The organism is Empedobacter tilapiae, from assembly GCF_004785645.1.
GTDB lineage: Bacteria > Bacteroidota > Bacteroidia > Flavobacteriales > Weeksellaceae > Empedobacter > Empedobacter tilapiae.
Window position 1 is genome coordinate 256,302 of the sequence record NZ_SRPE01000005.1, and the last position, 19,177, is coordinate 275,478.

At 30.7% G+C, this 19,177-nt stretch carries 20 protein-coding genes and 1 riboswitch; of the genes, 9 read left to right on the plus strand and 11 right to left on the minus strand.

Features of this window, described 5'->3' with window-relative positions; all coding sequences use genetic code 11:
- Positions 1-39: 39 nt before the first annotated feature.
- Entirely contained in the window at positions 40-1,134 is a 1,095-nt protein-coding gene (locus tag E4J94_RS08735) for a mannose-1-phosphate guanylyltransferase (protein WP_135835433.1), read from the minus strand.
- 8 nt (positions 1,135-1,142) lie between these two features.
- Entirely contained in the window at positions 1,143-1,733 is a 591-nt protein-coding gene (locus tag E4J94_RS08740; protein WP_168801848.1) for a SprT-like domain-containing protein, read from the minus strand.
- 53 nt (positions 1,734-1,786) lie between these two features.
- Here E4J94_RS08740 and E4J94_RS08745 point away from each other — a divergent pair, with 53 nt between their 5' ends.
- The 6 genes from E4J94_RS08745 to E4J94_RS08770 all read left to right on the plus strand — a co-directional run bounded on the left by E4J94_RS08745 (position 1,787) and on the right by E4J94_RS08770 (position 6,115).
- Positions 1,787-2,533, plus strand: a complete 747-nt coding sequence (locus E4J94_RS08745; protein WP_135835435.1) for an MlaE family ABC transporter permease — start codon at positions 1,787-1,789, stop codon at positions 2,531-2,533.
- The gene (locus tag E4J94_RS08750; protein WP_135835436.1) at positions 2,533-3,303 is read left to right on the plus strand and encodes an ABC transporter ATP-binding protein; all 771 of its coding nucleotides are present in this window, start codon (positions 2,533-2,535) and stop codon (positions 3,301-3,303) included. The genes E4J94_RS08745 and E4J94_RS08750 overlap by 1 nt, the downstream gene beginning before the upstream one ends.
- 22 nt (positions 3,304-3,325) lie before the next feature.
- Positions 3,326-3,949, plus strand: a complete 624-nt coding sequence (locus E4J94_RS08755) for a porin family protein (RefSeq protein WP_135835437.1) — start codon at positions 3,326-3,328, stop codon at positions 3,947-3,949.
- 74 nt (positions 3,950-4,023) lie between these two features.
- Positions 4,024-4,731, plus strand: coding sequence for a tetratricopeptide repeat protein (locus tag E4J94_RS08760; RefSeq protein WP_135835438.1), 708 nt, complete (start codon positions 4,024-4,026; stop codon positions 4,729-4,731).
- Positions 4,732-4,846: 115 nt separating this feature from the next.
- Positions 4,847-5,344 carry a 6,7-dimethyl-8-ribityllumazine synthase gene (ribH, locus tag E4J94_RS08765; RefSeq protein WP_135835439.1) on the plus strand — a complete coding sequence of 166 codons (498 nt, stop codon included), beginning with the start codon at positions 4,847-4,849 and terminating at the stop codon, positions 5,342-5,344.
- A gap of 30 nt (positions 5,345-5,374) precedes the next feature.
- The gene (locus tag E4J94_RS08770) at positions 5,375-6,115 is read left to right on the plus strand and encodes an acyl-[acyl-carrier-protein] thioesterase (protein WP_135835440.1); all 741 of its coding nucleotides are present in this window, start codon (positions 5,375-5,377) and stop codon (positions 6,113-6,115) included.
- A 104-nt stretch (positions 6,116-6,219) separates the two neighbouring features.
- On the opposite strand, the gene E4J94_RS08775 is transcribed toward E4J94_RS08770, so the two are convergent.
- Together E4J94_RS08775 and E4J94_RS08780 are read right to left on the minus strand one after the other, a co-directional pair.
- On the minus strand, positions 6,220-6,675 hold the full coding sequence (locus E4J94_RS08775) for a copper resistance protein NlpE N-terminal domain-containing protein (RefSeq protein ID WP_135835441.1): 456 nt from the start codon (positions 6,673-6,675) through the stop codon (positions 6,220-6,222).
- 100 nt (positions 6,676-6,775) lie between these two features.
- Positions 6,776-7,192, minus strand: coding sequence for a nucleoside-diphosphate kinase (locus E4J94_RS08780; RefSeq protein WP_038330990.1), 417 nt, complete (start codon positions 7,190-7,192; stop codon positions 6,776-6,778).
- Between the two features lie 173 nt (positions 7,193-7,365).
- On the opposite strand from E4J94_RS08780, the gene E4J94_RS08785 reads away from it, so the two are divergent.
- The gene (locus tag E4J94_RS08785; protein ID WP_135835442.1) at positions 7,366-7,905 is read left to right on the plus strand and encodes a hypothetical protein; all 540 of its coding nucleotides are present in this window, start codon (positions 7,366-7,368) and stop codon (positions 7,903-7,905) included.
- Positions 7,906-7,932: 27 nt separating this feature from the next.
- Here E4J94_RS08785 and E4J94_RS08790 read toward each other — a convergent pair whose 3' ends face one another.
- From E4J94_RS08790 to E4J94_RS08820, 7 genes are all read right to left on the minus strand, one after another.
- The gene (locus E4J94_RS08790) at positions 7,933-8,160 is read right to left on the minus strand and encodes a hypothetical protein (protein ID WP_135835443.1); all 228 of its coding nucleotides are present in this window, start codon (positions 8,158-8,160) and stop codon (positions 7,933-7,935) included.
- Positions 8,160-11,318 carry a GEVED domain-containing protein gene (locus E4J94_RS08795; RefSeq protein ID WP_135835444.1) on the minus strand — a complete coding sequence of 1,053 codons (3,159 nt, stop codon included), beginning with the start codon at positions 11,316-11,318 and terminating at the stop codon, positions 8,160-8,162. Before E4J94_RS08795 ends, E4J94_RS08790 begins: the two co-directional genes overlap by 1 nt.
- Before the next feature lie 201 nt (positions 11,319-11,519).
- Complete coding sequence (locus tag E4J94_RS08800) at positions 11,520-12,806, minus strand: APC family permease (protein ID WP_135835445.1); 1,287 nt, start codon at positions 12,804-12,806, stop codon at positions 11,520-11,522.
- A gap of 69 nt (positions 12,807-12,875) precedes the next feature.
- Positions 12,876-15,263, minus strand: coding sequence for a TonB-dependent receptor plug domain-containing protein (locus tag E4J94_RS08805; protein ID WP_135835446.1), 2,388 nt, complete (start codon positions 15,261-15,263; stop codon positions 12,876-12,878).
- A gap of 53 nt (positions 15,264-15,316) precedes the next feature.
- Positions 15,317-15,420: riboswitch (SAM riboswitch) on the minus strand.
- Between the two features lie 58 nt (positions 15,421-15,478).
- Positions 15,479-16,078, minus strand: a complete 600-nt coding sequence (locus E4J94_RS08810) for an aminotransferase class IV (protein ID WP_135835447.1) — start codon at positions 16,076-16,078, stop codon at positions 15,479-15,481.
- A complete protein-coding gene (locus tag E4J94_RS08815) occupies positions 16,062-17,021 on the minus strand; it encodes an aminodeoxychorismate synthase component I (RefSeq protein WP_135835448.1) in 960 nt (319 codons plus the stop codon). The genes E4J94_RS08810 and E4J94_RS08815 overlap by 17 nt, the downstream gene beginning before the upstream one ends.
- 15 nt (positions 17,022-17,036) lie before the next feature.
- Positions 17,037-17,798, minus strand: coding sequence for a DUF2189 domain-containing protein (locus E4J94_RS08820; protein WP_135835449.1), 762 nt, complete (start codon positions 17,796-17,798; stop codon positions 17,037-17,039).
- Between the two features lie 72 nt (positions 17,799-17,870).
- On the opposite strand from E4J94_RS08820, the gene E4J94_RS08825 reads away from it, so the two are divergent.
- Both E4J94_RS08825 and E4J94_RS08830 read left to right on the plus strand, forming a co-directional pair.
- Positions 17,871-18,443, plus strand: coding sequence for a nitroreductase family protein (locus tag E4J94_RS08825; protein ID WP_135835450.1), 573 nt, complete (start codon positions 17,871-17,873; stop codon positions 18,441-18,443).
- A gap of 75 nt (positions 18,444-18,518) precedes the next feature.
- Positions 18,519-19,127, plus strand: coding sequence for an alpha-ketoglutarate-dependent dioxygenase AlkB family protein (locus tag E4J94_RS08830; protein ID WP_135835451.1), 609 nt, complete (start codon positions 18,519-18,521; stop codon positions 19,125-19,127).
- Positions 19,128-19,177 lie beyond the last annotated feature (50 nt).

The following is a 19,177-nucleotide window of genomic DNA, read 5'->3' on the forward strand; positions in this document are numbered from 1 at the left end:
AATTAAAAAAAAGCTACTCAGTTGAGTAGCTTTTTTTATTTAACAATATTTATCTCCGTTCTTTTGTAATTTTAAATCACTTACGTACGTCTTGATATTTTGCACATTACTTCTTGGACAAATTAATAATCCTTTTTCGGAATTGATGATAACATAACTATCCAATCCATCAATAATAATTGCTTTATCTTCTGTAGAATAAATAAAATTATTCTTCGCATTATAACCTGAAAAATGCTTGCACAATAATGTATTCTGATTTTCATCTTGATCTTCTCCAGTATATTTATACTTTTCATTGATTGCAGACCAAGTACCTATATCACTCCAGCCAAAAGTTGTAGGAATAACATAAACGTTATCTGCTTGTTCTAAAATTCCTTTGTTTATAGAAGTAACATCCAACGTTGTATAAATTGGTTTTAAAGTTTCTGTATTTTGTAAGGTTTTATCAAGTTCGAAATATCCTTTCAATGTTTCGCTCATCGAAGGTAAATGTTGTTGAAAAGCCTTTATAATACTCTCTACAGACCAAATAAGAATTCCTGAATTCCAAATAAACTCTCCACTTGTTATGAATGACTCTGCAAATTCTAAATCTGGTTTATCAATATAAGATTTTACCTTTTTAATTGATGTCGGATTCTCTATAAATTGAATGTAACTATAATTAACATCTGGTCGTGTAGGTGCTACTCCTAAAGAAATTAATCTATCATTATCTGCATCTTCAAAGGCTACTTTTACTTTTTCAGCAAATTCTGCTTCATCAAAAATAAAATGATCAGAAGGAGAAATAATCAATTTTGCATTTGGATTAATTTGTTGAATTGTCATTGCTGCCAACAAATTACATGCTGCTGTATTCATTACTCTTGGTTCTATAATGAAATTTTTCTCATTAAACTCTGGAAGTTGTTCCTTTACAATTTCTTTATAATCTTGAATAGTTACGACGAAAATATTCTCTTGAGGAACAACTTTTTTTAAACGATTATAAGTTAATTGAATAAATGTTTTTCCAATTCCCAACAAATCATGAAATTGTTTAGGTTTCTTTATTGTACTCAAAGGCCATAATCTCACTCCCGTACCACTGGCAAGGATAACAGCATAGTTATCTTTATTATTCATGTCTTCTATTAAAGTTTATTTACAGTTGCAGTTGCGTTAATCAAATATTTTTTCTTGGTTTTCAACTCTAAACAAAGATACCTTAATTTTCGTTTAGATTCTTTTTTAAAAATTCTTTTTCCAATCGAAAATATTGTGCCATCCTCCAGATCTTCAAGATAAATTTGAGCAGGATTTTTATCATCTATAATATATTTTGAGATATTAACATCTGCGCCCAAACTTGCTTTCGGATGTCTGGCATGATGAAGAATATAAGGCTGTAACTCTTCTGGATAAACATGAATAGATTCTAATAATAGATGTCCAAAAATAGTTTTCCACTCTTTTCCATGCGGATTTATTTTACGAGAATCAAACTGGACAAAAGTTTTGAGATGTGCTACTTCATGTGTTAAAACAAAAAAGAAAGCATGAGGATTAAGATCACCATTTACTGTAATTTGATGACGATCATTTTCGACCAATTTGCGATAATCTCCAAGCTTCGTTTCTCTTCTTTTTGTAATTTTTAACGTAATAAAATGATTTTCTAGCCATTTTCTCACATACAAGTCTGCATTATGAGGGAGATAAGAAATTAAATGTTCTAAATTCACATTGTGCAAGATAAATAAAAAGCCTTTCCAATAAAAATATTAATTTTGTCGTAATGAAACTTATCGAAAATTTAGGGTCATACTTTATGCTTATGGGTAAAGTATTTAGTAAACCTCAAAAACTGAGCGTTTTCTGGAAATTGACCGTTAGAGAAATATATGATTTAGGTGTAAATTCTTTAGGAATTGTAACCTTTATTTCAACTTTTATGGGAGCTGTAGTAGCAATACAAATGGCTCAAAACTTTCAAGGAGCAGCTATTCCTGTACCAGACGCTTACATTGGTTATGCAACTAAAGTAGTGCTAGTATTAGAATTTGCTCCAACTATTATGTCACTAATTTTAGTTGGAAAAGTTGGTTCGTACATAGCTTCGAGTATAGGAACTATGCGAGTTACCGAACAAATTGATGCTTTAGATGTAATGGGAATTAATTCTGCAAACTTCTTAATTTTACCAAAAATAATTGCTTGTGTTTTCTTTAATCCATTATTAGTCATGATATCTATCGGATTTGGATTATTAGGAGGTTATTACATTGGCGTTTTTACAAAATTATGGTCTGCAGCTGACTTTATTACAGGTTTGCAAATGAATATGGCAACAAAACTATTTGTCTATACCTTTGTTAAAACAATGGTTTTTGCTTTTGTTATTGCAACAATTCCAGCTTATTATGGTTACAAAGTAAAAGGAGGTTCATTAGAAGTTGGACGTTCTGCAACAACTGCAGTTGTTTGGACATCAGTAGCAATTATTGTAATCAACTTAATATTAACGCAAACAATTTTAAGCTAATGATTGAAGTAAAAGATATTAGAAAATCATTTGATGCAGTAGAAGTACTAAAAGGTTTTTCTGTCACTTTCGAAAAAGGAAAAGTTAGTTTGATTATTGGTCAAAGTGGTTCTGGAAAAACTGTTTTCTTGAAAAATTTGATTGGATTATTAACACCAACTTCAGGTCAGATTTTATACGAAGGCGATAATATGCTCGAATTTGATTACAAAGAAAAACAACGTTTACGTTCAGAGATTGGAGTAGTTTTCCAAGGTTCAGCTTTGTATGACACGATGAATATTGTAGAAAATGTAAAATTTCCTTTGCAAATGTTTTCGGAGATGTCAAATGCTGATGCAGAAAAAAGAGCTCGTGAAGTGTTAGATCGTGTAGAAATTGCCCGTACAGCACTTAAAAAATATCCGTCAGAAATCTCAGGGGGAATGCAGAAACGTGTTGCTATTGCCCGTGCTATTGTAAACAATCCGAAATATTTGTTTGCCGATGAACCAAATTCTGGTTTAGATCCTAAAACGGCTTTGGTTATCGACCAGTTAATTTATGACATTACAAAAGAATATAATACTACAACAGTTGTGAATACACACGATATGAACTCGGTAATGGAAATTGGAGATCATATTGTTTTCCTGAAAAATGGTTTCTTGGAATGGGAAGGGACAAAAGAGGAGATTTTGGTGGCTGATAATCCAAATGTTATTGATTTTGTATATTCGTCAAATCTTTTCAAGAAACTAAGAGAAGCGTTATTAAAAGAGCAACAATAAATCAATAAAAATAAAAAATTCTATGAAAAAATTAATTTTAACTGCAATTGTAGGTTTAGCTGCAAATTTTGCAACAGCACAAAATATCAATTTTGGTATCAAAGGAGGAGCTGTTTTCAATACAGATAAAGGAAAAGTTTGGCAAGATGCTGGAAATATTTTCAAGAAAGATGGGAAAGCTTCCGCAGGGTTTCAAGCTGGTGCTTTAGCTCGTGTCTCTTTAGCAGGAATTTATATTCAGCCAGAGTTATTGTATACGCAATTCAAAAATGAGTATACTATCCCAGGAGGAAATGATACAAATAGTATGGAAACAAATGTAGGCGTAACTAAAAAACGTTTGGATATTCCTGTAAATGTTGGAAAAAGATTTTTAGGAATCGGACACATTCAAGCTGGTCCAGTTTTCTCTTACTATTTTGATGATAAATTATCTGTAAAAGATTTTACAACTGCAAAACAAGACGAATTTAATGTCGGAATGCAAATTGGTGCAGGTGTAGAAGTGTCTAAATTATTATTCGATTTACGTTACGAATTCGGTTTAGGAAAAGTTGGATCTGACATTTTGAACGGATCAAATGGACAATATAGAACAGAAAATCGTCCACAAATGTTAAACTTATCAGTGGCATATTTATTCTAAAAGGTTGTTTGTAAATAAATTTATTGGATATATTTGTTCCAAATTGTATTTTTGCAACCTCGTAAATTATTAAAATGGCAAAAAATAATAAAAAAGAAGAATTCGCTACAGAGCAATTCGTAGAAAAATTAGATAGAACAGCTTTCAACGTAGAGTTCTTTGTTGAAAAATATGCTAAAGCAATTGGTATTGGTTTAGGCGTAATTATTGTAGCTGTTTTAGGTTATTTTGCTTACTTAAAATTAGTCGTAGAACCTAAATCTGAAGACGCTTTCAAAGAAATGGTTCAAGCAGAACGTCTTTTCGATCAAGATTCTATCAATGTAGCGCTTAATGGTAGTGCAGGAAGTTTCCAAGGTTTACAACAAATTGTTGATGAATATGGAAATACTGATGCTGGTAATTTAGCACGTTTCAAAGCGGCAAGTTCTTATTATAAATTAGGAGATTACGCATCTGCTGTAAAATTGTTAGAAGATTTCGATACAGATGATAACGTAATGTTAGCGCAAAAATATGGTATGTTAGGAAATGCATTGGTTGCTTCTAACAAAATGGAAGAAGGTTTACCTTACTACGTAAAGGCTGCTGAAGCAACAGAAGTTGAAACTTTACAATCAACTTACTACACAAAAGCAGGTGAAATTGCAATGGAATTAGGTAAAGATGCTGATGCTTTAAAATATTTTCAAGCTTTAGAGGATAAATATCCAAATGCAAATAATGGTGAAACTGCGAAATTTATTGAGCGTTTAAAATACGCTTCTGAAACAGCGAAATAATTCACTTCAAAAGATAATTACAAGCCGAACAAGTTGTTCGGCTTTTTTTTATTGATTCAAATCAAAGTTTATCCTAAATCATTTTTGTAATTTTACCATTCAAATTTTAAAAAAAATGGCAACAGAAAATAAAAATTTATCTCAATATAATAAAGCAGAATTACCAAATGTAGCGGGCTCTAAGTTTGCAATCATTACATCTGAATGGAATAATCATATCACATTTAATTTGCGTGATGGAGCAAAAGATACGTTGATTGATTTGGGTGCAAATCCCGATGATATTACATTACACGAAGTTCCTGGTAGTTTCGAGTTGATTTATGGAGCAGATAAAGTAGCGCAAACTCATCCAGATTTGGACGGAATTATCGTTGTTGGATGTGTGATTCGTGGAGCAACAGCGCATTTCGATTATGTTTGTCAAGGTGTGACACAAGGTGTAAAAGATTTGAATATCAAACATAATATGCCAATTATTTTTTGTGTTTTAACGGACGAAAATGAGCAACAATCAATTGATCGTTCTGGTGGAAAACATGGGAATAAAGGCGTGGAAGCTGGTGTAGCTGCGGTTATGATGGCGGATATGAAAAAGAAATTAGGTAAATAATTTCAGAATAATAGATTCAAAACTTTATCGATGCCAATAGCAGAAGATTTTAAATCAATTTATACGAAAAATTGGGAAATTTATTTTTCTCAATGTGATCCGACAGGTAAAATGAAATTGTCTGAAATGGCAAATCTTTTTCAATTAACAGCTTCGGAACACGCTATAAAAGGAGGTTTAGGCTTCTTTGATTTACAAGAATTTAGTCAATCTTGGGTAATGAATCGACTTCGAATTGAGATTGATGAATTGCCTTCTTGGACAGATTTTGTTGATGTAAAAACATGGATTGAAGTACTGAAAGGAGCTAAATCTATTCGTGATTTTACAATCGAAAAAAATGGAAAAAAATTAATTGGAGCTTCAAGTTTGTGGGCAGTTTTTAATACAGAAAAACGTCGTCCGGATATTCTTCAACTTGATTCATCTCACATTGAACGTTTTCCAGATTTAAAACCAACTGAAATCGATAATTCGATTTTAGATAAAGATTTTGAACCAACAGAAGTTATTCAATACCAAGTTCAGTTTTCTGATTTGGATATCGTAAAACACGCAAATAATACCAAATATTTGGATTGGTGTTTGAATACTATTGATCCTGAAATAATATTCAAACATCGTATCAAAGCGATTGATATGAATTTCTTGAAGGAATTAAGTTTACACGACGAAATCAAAATTCAGAAATTAGAAACTGAGAATTTAATTCAGTTTAAAATTGTAAATGAAGATAAAGTAAACTTCGTTTGTCGATTGGAATTGAGGTAAAATATTTTGAGTATGTTTCAGGCTAAATTTAGTTCAGCTTCTCATTAAATTTATATATAATTCTAGATAATAATAAAAAAGGTTTCTTTATGAAACCTTTTTTATTATTCTTTTATCAAAACAAATTTCGTAGAATCAGCCGATTCTATTTTTTTCTGACTTTTATTTAACTGAGTAATTTTCCCTTCTTCAACCAAAAATGCATTCGGAACATTTGCAACTTCCGGAAAAACAATTGTATTTCCATCTTCTTTAAACTGAAAAATACCAGTCGTCATAATTGCATGATCATCTAGCCCCAAACGCTTTGTAGAATAAACATATCCTTTATTTGGCAATAATTTTATTTCCATTTCAACCTCTTTACAATCTTTTTCGTAGCAAGGCAAAATTCCTTTATAAGTTCCTTCAAATTGAATCGAATTTTCAGCTGTTTTAGCTTCTAACCTCAACGAATCTTCAACATTTTCTACTTCATTTTTTACAGGTTCTGTTTCGCTTTTACAACTTGACACAACGAAAGCTGCGATTGTAAATGTGGCTAAAATTATTTTTTTCATTTTTTAGAATTTGATTTAAAGGTAAGTAAATTTTGAACCAAAAAAAATCCTTCTGAATATTTTCAGAAGGATTTATATGATGTTTTGTAACCTTATTCGATTAGAAAATTTCTTTCGCAGCAAAGTGGAAAGCAGCTTCAATAGCAGCGTTTTCGTCAGAATCAGAACCGTGAACAGCGTTAGCGTCAATAGATTCAGCGTATTTAGCACGGATTGTACCTTCTGCAGCCTCAGCTGGATTAGTAGCTCCGATTAAAGTACGGAAATCAGCAACTGCGTTGTCTTTTTCTAAAACTGCTGCAACGATTGGCCCAGAAGTCATGAATTCTACTAAATCCTTGAAGAAAGGACGTTCAGCGTGGATAGCGTAAAATGCTTCAGCATCTTGTTTCGCTAATTGAGTCATTTTAGCCGCTTTGATTTTGAAACCAGCGTCAGTAATGTCTTTTAAAATATCTCCGATGTGTCCTTTTGCAACTGCATCAGGCTTAATCATTGTAAATGTAATGTTTGCCATTTTATTGATTTGTATTTGTTACTTATTTTTAGAGGTGCAAAATTACAAAAATGATTCGAATGTTTATCTTTTATAATTAAAATTTCTTATTTTAATAAAACACACCAAATGTTATTCATTTAAGGTTATTTCAATTCAATAATATTTCTTATTTTTAAGATGAATCTAAAACAATGAATACAAATAATCTTTCCACATTTCAGCAAAAAACTAAACTAAAAAAAATTGGAGATAAGTATTTTCTACCTTTTGAGATTTGGAATTATTTAGATTTTGGAACAATGTTGTTATTCTTTATAATCATAACTTTTATTATTGTTCCTTTAAACGAAAGACTAAACTATCTATTCCTTGTTCTAATAATTTTTTATATAATTAGAATTTTTGTTTCTATAAAAGACAGATTTTTCATCAACATTAAAACATCAAAATCTTTAAGAGAAAATATTGATTTGATTAAATATTTGGCGCAACGTCAAACAAATTTTACAGAATCTTTGAATGAAGAAGGATTATTTCTTTTTGAATATTCAGAGCGAAATATTTTTTACAAATACAATTTCCGCAGAAGAGATTATATCGAAACTGTAGTGATTTATTGTGAAGACAATTCAATTTGGATAAACTCTTTCAATCAACGTTATTTCGGAATTTTTAGAAGATACAATCTAAAACAATGGACAAAATTAATCCAAATAAAAAGCGAGAATTAATTCTCGCTTTTTATTATTTAATATTATTTATTTTTTTGGTAAGATTTTACTTCTAGAATAATAAAAACCTATAGCTGAAGCTAAAACCATTAAAGGTAATATATAATCACTAATTGGCGCTTCTGGAATTGGATCAGGATCATCTACAAGACCAATATCACTTGACTTATTAGAACTTGAGAAGAAAGTAGTTTCATCATTAGCAAAAGCTAAATGTGATACTGAAAATAATGTTAGTAAGATAATTTTTTTCATTAGAATAAGATTTTAGTGCTAGTAATTGTTTGATCAGTATTGATTATTTTTATTACCAATACTTCATTCAATTTAGGTAGATTAGTTAAACTCACTTTCTTTCCAGAGGTTGATTTAGATAAAATTAAACGTCCAGAAATATCATAAACTTCAATTGATTTTATTTCTTTTGATGACTCTATTACAATAGCATTATTATTTTTAAATACAATTGTTTCTCTTTTAGGAGTATCATTTACTCCTAAGGTTTTATTCATGTATATTACTTCAAAGCGTTCATTATATACACCAATTTGAGAGCTAAATGTATAAGCTTGTTTTCTTAAGTCTACAACTTGTTTTTCTTCTTTATCATGCAAGAAAATTGCCATATCATCTGCTATATTCTCAGTATTATCTAATTCAATGGTATATGAAGCATTTGACTTAGCTTCAAAACCTAATTTGACAACATCTTCTGTAGAAAAAGGTAATCCACGACCTTGAATTACAAAACGATCAACTAATTTATCTATTAGTGAATAAACTACAGATCCATCATAATTTGGATTTAATTTTGCATCCATTCTTGGATCGAACCCATTTGTGGCTCCTTTTATATAACCAATTAATATTTGGTTTTTAGCTTGCGTCCCTTCAAATAAATTAATCCAAATACGTTTTGACTCATCTTGATTTTTAAATAAAATAGCTGAAAGATCATCTGTTCTATGAATATTATCAAACGATAATATTGTTGCTTCATCTGTTTCTACAATAAACCCCTGCCCTTTCGCTATAATTCCATTAGGAACTATTCCTCCAGCCGCCGCTTGAGTGCCTCCTGTTAGATTAAAAGAAGCATAATTATTACTAGCATAACCTGAAGATGTTAACGGCGCTTCATGTGTCCAAAAATAAATTGTTTGGACAGATGGATTACTATCAAAAAACTTTACTGCATCTATTGAAGAAGGATATGGATTCCCTATGAGGTTATATCCTAGGTTATCTTTTTTGACAACTTGTTGGATAATTCCATTATTTAATGTTCCAATAAATTTTCCTTTAAAAATAGATCCTGGTTTAACTTGCGTATGATTGTTAGATACACGAATATGGTAACCTAATCCATTCTCGAAATTATACGTTGCAGGATTTTGTAAATTACTATTTGGATATAACGGATCATTTACAAATAAACTTGCAAATTTATTTGTTTGTTCATTATAGATATAAAAACGTTTTTCTAGTGTATTTACTGAAAAACTTCTTACATTTTGTCCTTCAACTGGTGAAGACCATAACATTGCATCATTGAAAATCATTGGTGTACTATTCACTATAACTGTAAATTCTCCTGTGTTTATAGCATCAGAATTTCTCTGAATAATATTTGCTCCATCTTCAATAATAAATTTATCAGCTGTTAAATTATTTAAAATCTCATTTTCAACTTTTAAAACTGAACCTGTTTTTATTATTACAGAACCTGTTTCTAATGTTATTTTATTAGCAATTAAATCTGTTGACAATAATAAATTTCCTCTAACTATAGCTTCTTTTGTTATATCAGGAACTCCTTCGCTCCAAGATTCTCCGTTCCAAACTGTTGTATTAGACTTTATAACAACAGCATAATCTTCTATTTCTCCACGACTTCTAGTATCACAAGCACCAAAAGAAGCATTAGAAGAATCTCCAATAACACGCAATCTTAAAGGTTTATTTTTTACAACATTTTTTGGAATATGAATTGAAAAAGTATGTGTTTTTTCTGTCCAAACTCCCGTTTCTGCTGGAATATTAACTTTTGGTAAAATAATTTCATTCTCTGTAAAAACCCCATCATTATTAAAATCTAAATATGCAATAAATGAAACTGGATTTGCTGTTTTTTCAGAAAGAATCATTTCATAAGTTCTTCCCTCATAAACTTCCGTAAAAGTATTTTTAATAAGACATTTTTTCGAATAATCAGTATAATAAGCATTTGAACCATCTTTCGGTGAAGAAGCTACGTTGATGTCACCAAATTTAACACCTGATATTCCGTAACCATATGCACCTTGCAATAAAGTTGATGGAGATGGAATACAAGATTCTATTAACACAATTTGAGATTCATTTTCATCAACTGGAACTAAAGCTTTTGAACTAAGTAATGATGATCTAAATTGTAAAAATAATGACACAGAACGATCTGCTTGTCCTTGAGTAAATTTGTTTCTATAACTACCATAATTCATTACATTCGTTACTACATCATCAAAAGGCTCATTTGTACATCCATTAATAATAGCACTAGTTGGTTGAGAAACACCATAAACTTGTCTATAATAATTACCGTTAATTGTAGGTGAAGTATCTGCGACTAAATCACCTGTAGTATACGGATTGTTAGCAGAAGTTGTTTGACATTCTGTTGTCGAAGATTTTTGACCAAATGTATGATACAACCCTAAAGCATGTCCTATTTCATGTCCCAAAGTTGGTTTTATTCCTACAACTCCTGAATGATGATAAGCACCATCAACACTATTTCCTGCAGCTCCATACAAATAAGCATAACCATTAGTTCCTCCACCCGACGAACCATCAAATCCATCAATTTTATTCGTAACATAAATATTATAATAACTTCTAGGATCCCATCTACTCATTTTTCTCAATTCAGCTTCTGTTATTCCTTTTGTACCAGTATATATCAGTCCAAATTCATTATAGTCTTGATTATGCGATAAATCAAATCGTTCTATACCATTTGTATTTTCACAGCTAGGATCACGTTTAGCTAAAACCAAGCGAAAAGGAAAAACAGTACTACTATTTCCTTCATAATAAGAATTTTCATAAAGTTGATTTGTGAAATTAATCCATTCTTGAATTTGAGTATCTGATGGATTACCTAAAGTACCCAAAGGAGAATCATCTGCAAAAACATGTACAACAACTGGTATTTCGTAAATTTGTCCAGTATTTTTATGAAATAACTTTCCACTTTCCATTGCTAAAGACATTTCTTTTTCAGCAATATTTATCATCTGTTTTATTTGCGGATTTTGAGCTAAATATCTTTCATTCACATCATCAAATGAGCAATATTCTTGTGCATTAAGAATCCCTCCTGAAATACTTACAAGTAACAAGAGATTGAAGTAGAGTAATTTTTTAATCATGTAAGATATTTTAATTTAACATTTATCCTCAAAAATCAGGAAAACATATCAATTTATTATCTTATTAAACACTTAATTTGTCTTAAACGAATAACTTTCTTAAAAAAGTTAAATCAAGTAATTTTAATCTCTTTTTTATAAAAAAAAGAGGTTTGCTAAAATAAAAAAACTCGTTAACCACGAGTTTTTTTATAAATTATTTTATTTTTTTATTTCTATACGCTTATCAAAATAAAATAAAACAATTCCTAATGCAATAATTCCTAAACCAAATAAACTCTCTTTTGGTTTTTGCATTAAAACGAAATAACAGATATATAAACTGAAAGCTAGAAATATCGCAGGTAAAACATAAAAGAATTTACTTTTGATAATGGTTAATTGATCTTGTTTGATAAAGAACGCTGTACAAACTGCTAATGTTGCTAAAATTTGTAAAACAAAAGATGTGTAAGTAAAAATCACTTCAAAATCTCCTGAAAAAATAAGCAAAATACTAATTGCTGTATGCACCCAAATTGCACGAACCGGAATTCTATTTTTATTCTCTTTCGCCATAAAATTCCACAATTTATTTTCACGCGCGGTAGCTTGTGTCAAACGAGAACCAATCCATAAATAACCGCTAATCGTCGCAATCAATTGTAAAGCAATAAAGCAACTCACCCATTTTACATTATTTCCAAGTAGATTACCAAAAGAAATATTTGCAACATTTTCTTGTCCAGCCAAAGCTGATGATGATGCATGTTTCAAGAAAACATAATTTAGCAAAACATAAGAAATCGTGACAAAAATAACACCTATAAATAATGCTTTTGGTAAGTTTCGTTTTGGTTGCTCAATTTCTTCTACGATATATGAAGCCGAATTCCAACCTGTATAAGCAAAAGTAACATAAACCAAAGATGTCGCAAATGCAGGAAGTAGCAATTCATTTTTCCAAGTCGAATCAAAAAGTACCGCATTTGGCTCAACTGCTGGAGCAAAATAAAAACCTAAAGCAATTAAAACAATGATAAATACAACTTTTAGAATAGTAAAAATATTCTGAAATTTACTACTCAAATTTAGACTGAATGATTGAAAAACAGCTACAATCAATATCATGGCTATTGCAAATTCTTTTCCTAAATCCAATCCAAAGACATTGAGGTATTTTCCCATTGCCAAAGCTGCTAAAGATATTGGAGCAGAGAAACCAACGAACAAAGAAATCCAACTTGATAAATAGCCAAAAACGGGATGAAATGTCCGAGATAAATAAATATAATCTCCTCCTGATTGTTTAAATTTTGAAGCTAATTCCGAATAAATAAATGCGCCAATCAACGCTAACAATCCTCCTATTGACCACAATAATAAGATAGAAGTTGTATTTTTTAGATCAGAAATCTGATAACCCAAACTGGTAAAAACACCTGTTCCGATCATATTCGAAATGACTAATGCTGCTGCGGTTTTCCAACCAATTTTTGAATGTGCCATACACAAAAAAGTGCCAATTGAATGTTGAATTTACATTAAAATTGACACTTTGAATATTTTTATTATTGATTAAAATTTAAAACTTGCACGCGCAAAATAATACGCTCCCGTCATCCCCATTTGAACTGGTGCATACGGAAAAACTCCATAATAAGAATTCTCATAAACTTGTTTGTCTGGGAAAACATCAAACAAATTATTTGCACCAATTGTAAAGTTGAAATTCTTTGTAATATCATAACCAACCGAAGCATCCGTCACCACTTTTCCAGTGTGTTCTTGGATACTTCCCCAAGGATGTCCATCTTTTGTCACTTTTCCGAAATATGTGTTACGCACCATAAAATTGAATCCAGTAATTGCATAATTCAATCCTAAAGTTACTTTTGTTCTTGGACTTAATGATTCGATAATATTGACTTGATCAGGACCAAAAAATTCTTCTGTCGGAATTGTTAAAGCTGTTGGAAAATGATAACCAACAATCTTCGTTTCGTTAATATTCCCTGACAAACTTGTATTTAATTTTCCTCGACCTAAACGTGTATCATAAGAAAAAACTAAATCCAAACCTTTGGTTTCTGTGTCAATTGCATTGGTAAAGATACGAGCTGCAGCTATTCCATTAGCTTCTAACACTGGATTTGTAATATCAGAAGTCAACACAATTCGGTTATCAACTTTTATAAAATATCCATCTAGTGTAATAAACAATTTAGAAGTCGGACGAAATGTTAAACCTAAACTTGCATTGATTGATTTTTCTTCTTTTAATTTATCTAAACCAATTTCTCGAGATAAATCTGAATCATTTCTTACAATAACTTTATTTATCAACACTTGATTTCCGTTATCATCAATAAATAAATCTGAATAAGAATTACTAAAATATTTTTGTTGTAAAGAAGGTGCTCTAAATCCTGTCGAAATCGCTCCACGAACCGAATATCCTTTTGCGTATTCGTATCGCATTGCTAATTTTCCATTGATTGTACTTCCAAAATCTGAATAATTTTCAAATCGCCCAGCTAAATCAGCTGTAAAATCTCCAAATTTCAATTCTCCATCTACATAAGCCGCAACTGAATGACGATCACCTTTTACAGCATTTAATGGAGAAAATCCTGAAAATGCTTCAGATCCTTTTCCTATATATGAAGCTTCATCTCCAGCTTCTATTTTATATTGTTCAAAACGATATTCTCCTCCAAACGCTAAACTAAAATTTTGATTGATTCGTTTCGAAAAATCTAAATTAACTGTATTTTGTAAAAATTGATGTTTCCCTGCATAAAAATCGGTTGGAGAATTTAACCCTAATAATTGATTAATTGAATTTTCTAAATCATATTTGAATGAATTTAAGCCAAAAGTATTACTCAAGTCAACTTTCCATCCATCATATGAATAACGCAATCCTGTCGAATTTGAATAATCATTTACATTAGATTTTAAGGTAGCTTGAAAACCATTTGGATAAATTTTTAACGCATCTTCAGACAATTCGCTTGGTAATCTTCTAAAACCAAATCCATTTCCTTGACGTAAAGAAACTCCTCCAAATGAATAAAAATCTAATCGATCATTAATCGCCGTTTCAGCATTTACAAAAAATTGTTGATTTTTGATTGCCGCATCTCCAATTTGAAATCTAAAATCTTTTCTCGAAAGTCCTAAAGCAGCAATTTTAGCATCATCCGCAGCTCTTGCTGCATCTGGATCATCTGCAAAATCGTATGCGAAATTATCTCCAAAAATATCTAAATTATGATCTTTTGAACGATTTGTTTTCTTACGCTCACTTACAACTGCCGAAAAAACAATTGAGCCTGATTGTCCTAATTTCGTTCCATAACTTCCGTTAAAATTGTATGTTTCTCCATCATTTCGAGAAGTCTGACCATACGTTAAAGACGCGTCACCACCTGGTTTAGATTTCAAAACAATATTTACAACTCCCGCAATCGCATCAGAACCATATTGCGCAGCTGCACCATCACGTAAAACTTCAATTTTATCAATCGCCGAAATCGGAATTGCGCCTAAATCTGTTCCAACAGAACCATTTCCTACTGTATTTTGATAATTCACTAAGGAAGTTGTGTGACGACGTTTTCCATTAATCAAAACCAAAACCTGATCTGGTCCCATTCCACGCAATGTCACAGGATCGATATGCTCCGTTCCATCTGCAGATGATTGACGAACCGAATTAAAAGAAGGAATAACCACATTCAAAATATCATTCACACTCAATTGAGGAGAAGACGTTTTCAATTTCTCAACATCGATAATATCGACAGGAACTGACGAATTAACCACCGTTCTTTCTGATGTACGACCACCAATTAAAATAACTTCGTTAAGATTTGTTTCCTCCTTTTCAACTTCTTGAGCGAAAAGTGTAGATGCGCAAATAAATGCGAATGAAGCAAGTAAAAATTTGTTTCTTTTCATTTTTAATTTTCATAAAACTTTCAAGAAACCAACAGATAAAAGTGAAATACTTTTACTCATCTTTCCCTCTAATAGGTTGGATTTAGCACCTTAGATTATAAGTCATCTGGTTGCTAAGGTTTCACAGGGCCAATCCCTCCACCTTTCTTGATAAGTTATGCAAAGGTAATGTTAAAAAATGAAAAAGAAAACAATACTCTATAAATTTTATAGAGTTATTGAATTAACAACGAAATATCCAATTCTTGGCTTTCGTCTAAACTCATCATTGCATTAACTCGTTTGAACGATTTGAAATTAACTAGATCTGAAACTTTTATATTTTTCTGAATGATTTCGCCTGATTGCAACAAAGCTTCTCGCATTGTTCCTTTCAACAAAAAAGTTCGTGGCGTAATCCATTGTGATCCATCAAAAAAAACGATATTTGAATAAATACAATCGGTAATATAATTCGATTTCACCAACACCAAATCATCTGTTTTTGATTCTTTTAAATATTCATCAAAAAACCAACGATCTAAATATTTGTAGGAATAATCAATTTTATTTTCGATTTCAAAAAGTTGAATACTTTCAATTGGTTTGATTTGATACTGTTGAAATTCTACCGATTGAATTTCTCGATCATAAACAATTCTAACTTTATATTTTTCGTCCGTTAAGTCTGTTGGAAAATTGATAATTTCGTTTAATAAAATCGGATTGATTTCAGTAAAATTATCATTTCTTGTTCGATCAAATCTCGCTTGATGAAATTCTAAATTTCGAAGTTGTTTATTCACACAACAAATAGATTCAATAAATTGGAACATATACTTTCTGAATTAATTCTTCGTATTCTAATTTTGCCTTACTTTTCGCCGTTATTCCTCCTCCACTCTTGAAAAACATCTCACCTTGATTATTTTCGATAAAACGAATCATCACAGCGCTATCAAGATTTTCGCCATCAAAAACACCAAAAATTCCTGTATAAAAATTTCGATGATACTTTTCTGCTTCTAAAATAATTTCGACGGTTTTCTTTTTTGGAGCACCGCAAATAGAACCAGCAGGTAAAAGCTGATTGAAAATCGTTCCTAAGTTTCGATAATAATCATCGTTCAAATCACCTTTTATCTCAGAACTCACTTGCAATAATGTTTTATCATTTGTCTTCACCTCATCGATATATCGATAATTTGTCACCTCAATATTTTCTGAAACAAGGCTCAAATCATTTCTAATTAAATCGACAATTGTAGCATGTTCGGCAGCTTCTTTTTCATCATTTAAAATGAGTTGTTTTGCATTTGGAATCGAAGCATCAATAGTTCCTTTCATTGGATTTGAAAAGATTTTTTGATCTTCAATTTTCACAAAACGTTCAGGAGAAAAACAAACAAATTCGTCTTTATATTTCAATTTATATTTTGCTTCAGAAAACTGAAAAATTTCATTCAAAGACAAATCAGTTTCAATTTTTGTTGGAAGCGTTAAATTCGTTAAATATGAATTTCCGAACAAAAGATTATCGTGAACATAATTGAATTTTGGCAAATACTCGTCAAAAGAAATCGGGAATTTATTGAATTTAAAATCTTTCTGAAAAGATTCTTTTTTTGGTGAATCTATTTCAAATTTTATCTCATCATGTAATTCATTTAACGGAATTACTTCTCCATTTTCTTTCAAAAAATCGATCATAAAAAAAAAGGGAACTTTTGCAGCTCCCAATTCATTCATTTTCGTAAAAATCGAATGCTTTGCTAACATTCGATAAAATTAATATTATTCTTGATTTGTACCAAGTAGATCAATTTCTGTTTTTTCATCATCCGTCAAAATCATATCTTTTAACATAAAATAAACCATCATATAACCAACTGGATAAGTTGCTAACGCACCTATATAACAAGCAATAGCACCTATTGAAGCAACCAGACTTACAACAATAGCTATTAAAACCATCCACCAAAAATTCTTTTTTACGATTGCATAAGAAGTTTTCATTGCATCAATAGCGCTCATATTTCCGTAATGAATAAGATACGGAGCCAGATAAATACACGCTTGTAAGAACAATAAAAATACTGTCGCCACTAAGATGTATAACATACCAAAAAGCGATGAACCTATCATCAATGCTGGGTTTACATTTTCGGGATCATTAAACATAAGTGGTAAAAAAGAAAATATAATATATGGTGATAAAATGACAAGCGAAACTCCCATAACGATAAGTGTTAAAAGGAAATAGCTTCCTATATTTTTGAAACCTCCAAAAAAGTCACCTAATTCTAACGACATTTTGTTTTCGGCACGTTCTGCACCTATCATAAATCCCATTATAAGAGGATACATTACAAAAAATAATCCGATTACAGTGAACGAAGTAAACATATAAATAATGGCTGCGACAAGTGCATAAATAACAAATGGCTGCCAATTATTTTGGAAAAGTTCTAATGACTGATTGAAATATTTCCCAATATCAAATTTAAATTTATTGTTTTTGTAATACTCAATTTTGTTGTAATCTAATGTTTTCATCTTAACGTTGGTTTAATTGAAATTAATGTAAATTTGCTTGATTAGTAGAATAAAATTAATAATTGTTACAACATGAATGCAAACGATTTATTATCAATCATAAAAAATAGACGCTCTATATTTCCTCCACAATACAATCAAGAAGAAATTACGCGTGAAGAATTGAATCAAATTTTTGAGGCTGCAAATTGGGCGCCTTCTCATAAAAAAACCGAACCTTGGCGTTTTGTTGTATTAGAAGGACCTGCAAAAGACCGTTTCCGCGAATATGTAAAGCGTGTTTATGTACAAGGAACGCCGACAGATCAGTTGAGTGATCGCAAAATAAATGCATTAATTGAAAAATGTGATAAGTCGAATAAAATTGTTTTAATTAACTTTATCAATACAGAAAAAAATCCTGAATGGGAAGAATTAGCTGCAACTTCTATGGCTGTTCAAAATATGTGGTTAATGGCAAATGCGCTAAACATTGGTGCATATTGGTCTTCTCCAGCAAACATTATCGCCAATGTTGATGAGTTTACAACTATGGAAGAGGGCGAAAAGTGTGTTGGTGTTTTCTATATGGGAAAATTTGATGGTGAATCGCCAGAAGCTGTTCGTCAGCCAGTCGAAAATAAAGTAAGATTTTTAGAATATTAAATATAATAATTAGGTTACTAAATAGTAGTAACCTAATTTATTTTAATCAATAACTTGAATATAATATTTAGACAAATGGACTTGTTTCATCAAAATAATGAATCTATAGAAAATCATCTTCCTTATGATGGTGTTGTTTACTATTATGGACAGGTTTTCACAAAAGATAAATCCGATTTTTATTATACCCAATTAATGCAAAATATCGAGTGGAGAAATGATGAGGCTATTATTTTTGGTAAGAAAATAATAACCAAACGAAAAGTAGCTTGGTATGGCGATAAAAAATTTGAATACTCTTATTCTAATATTACTAAACATGCATTAACATGGACTAAAGAATTACTAGAATTAAAAGCAATCGTTGAGGAAAAAACAGGAGAAACTTACAATTCATGTCTATTAAATCTTTATCATAATGGAGATGAAGGAATGGCTTGGCATAGTGATGGAGAAACAGATCTAAAAAAAGATGGAGCAATTGCTTCTTTAACTTTTGGAGCTGTTCGTAAGTTTTTCTTTAAACATAAAGAGTCAAAAATTAAAGTTGAACTTATTTTAGATCATGGAAGTCTTTTGGTTATGAAAGATACTACTCAAACATATTGGCTGCACCGCTTACCACCAACCAAAAAAGTAAAAACACCACGTATTAATCTTACATTTCGAACAATTATAGAATAATTAATATAAAACTGAAAATTACTTTTCATTTTTTTCAGATTTAACCATTT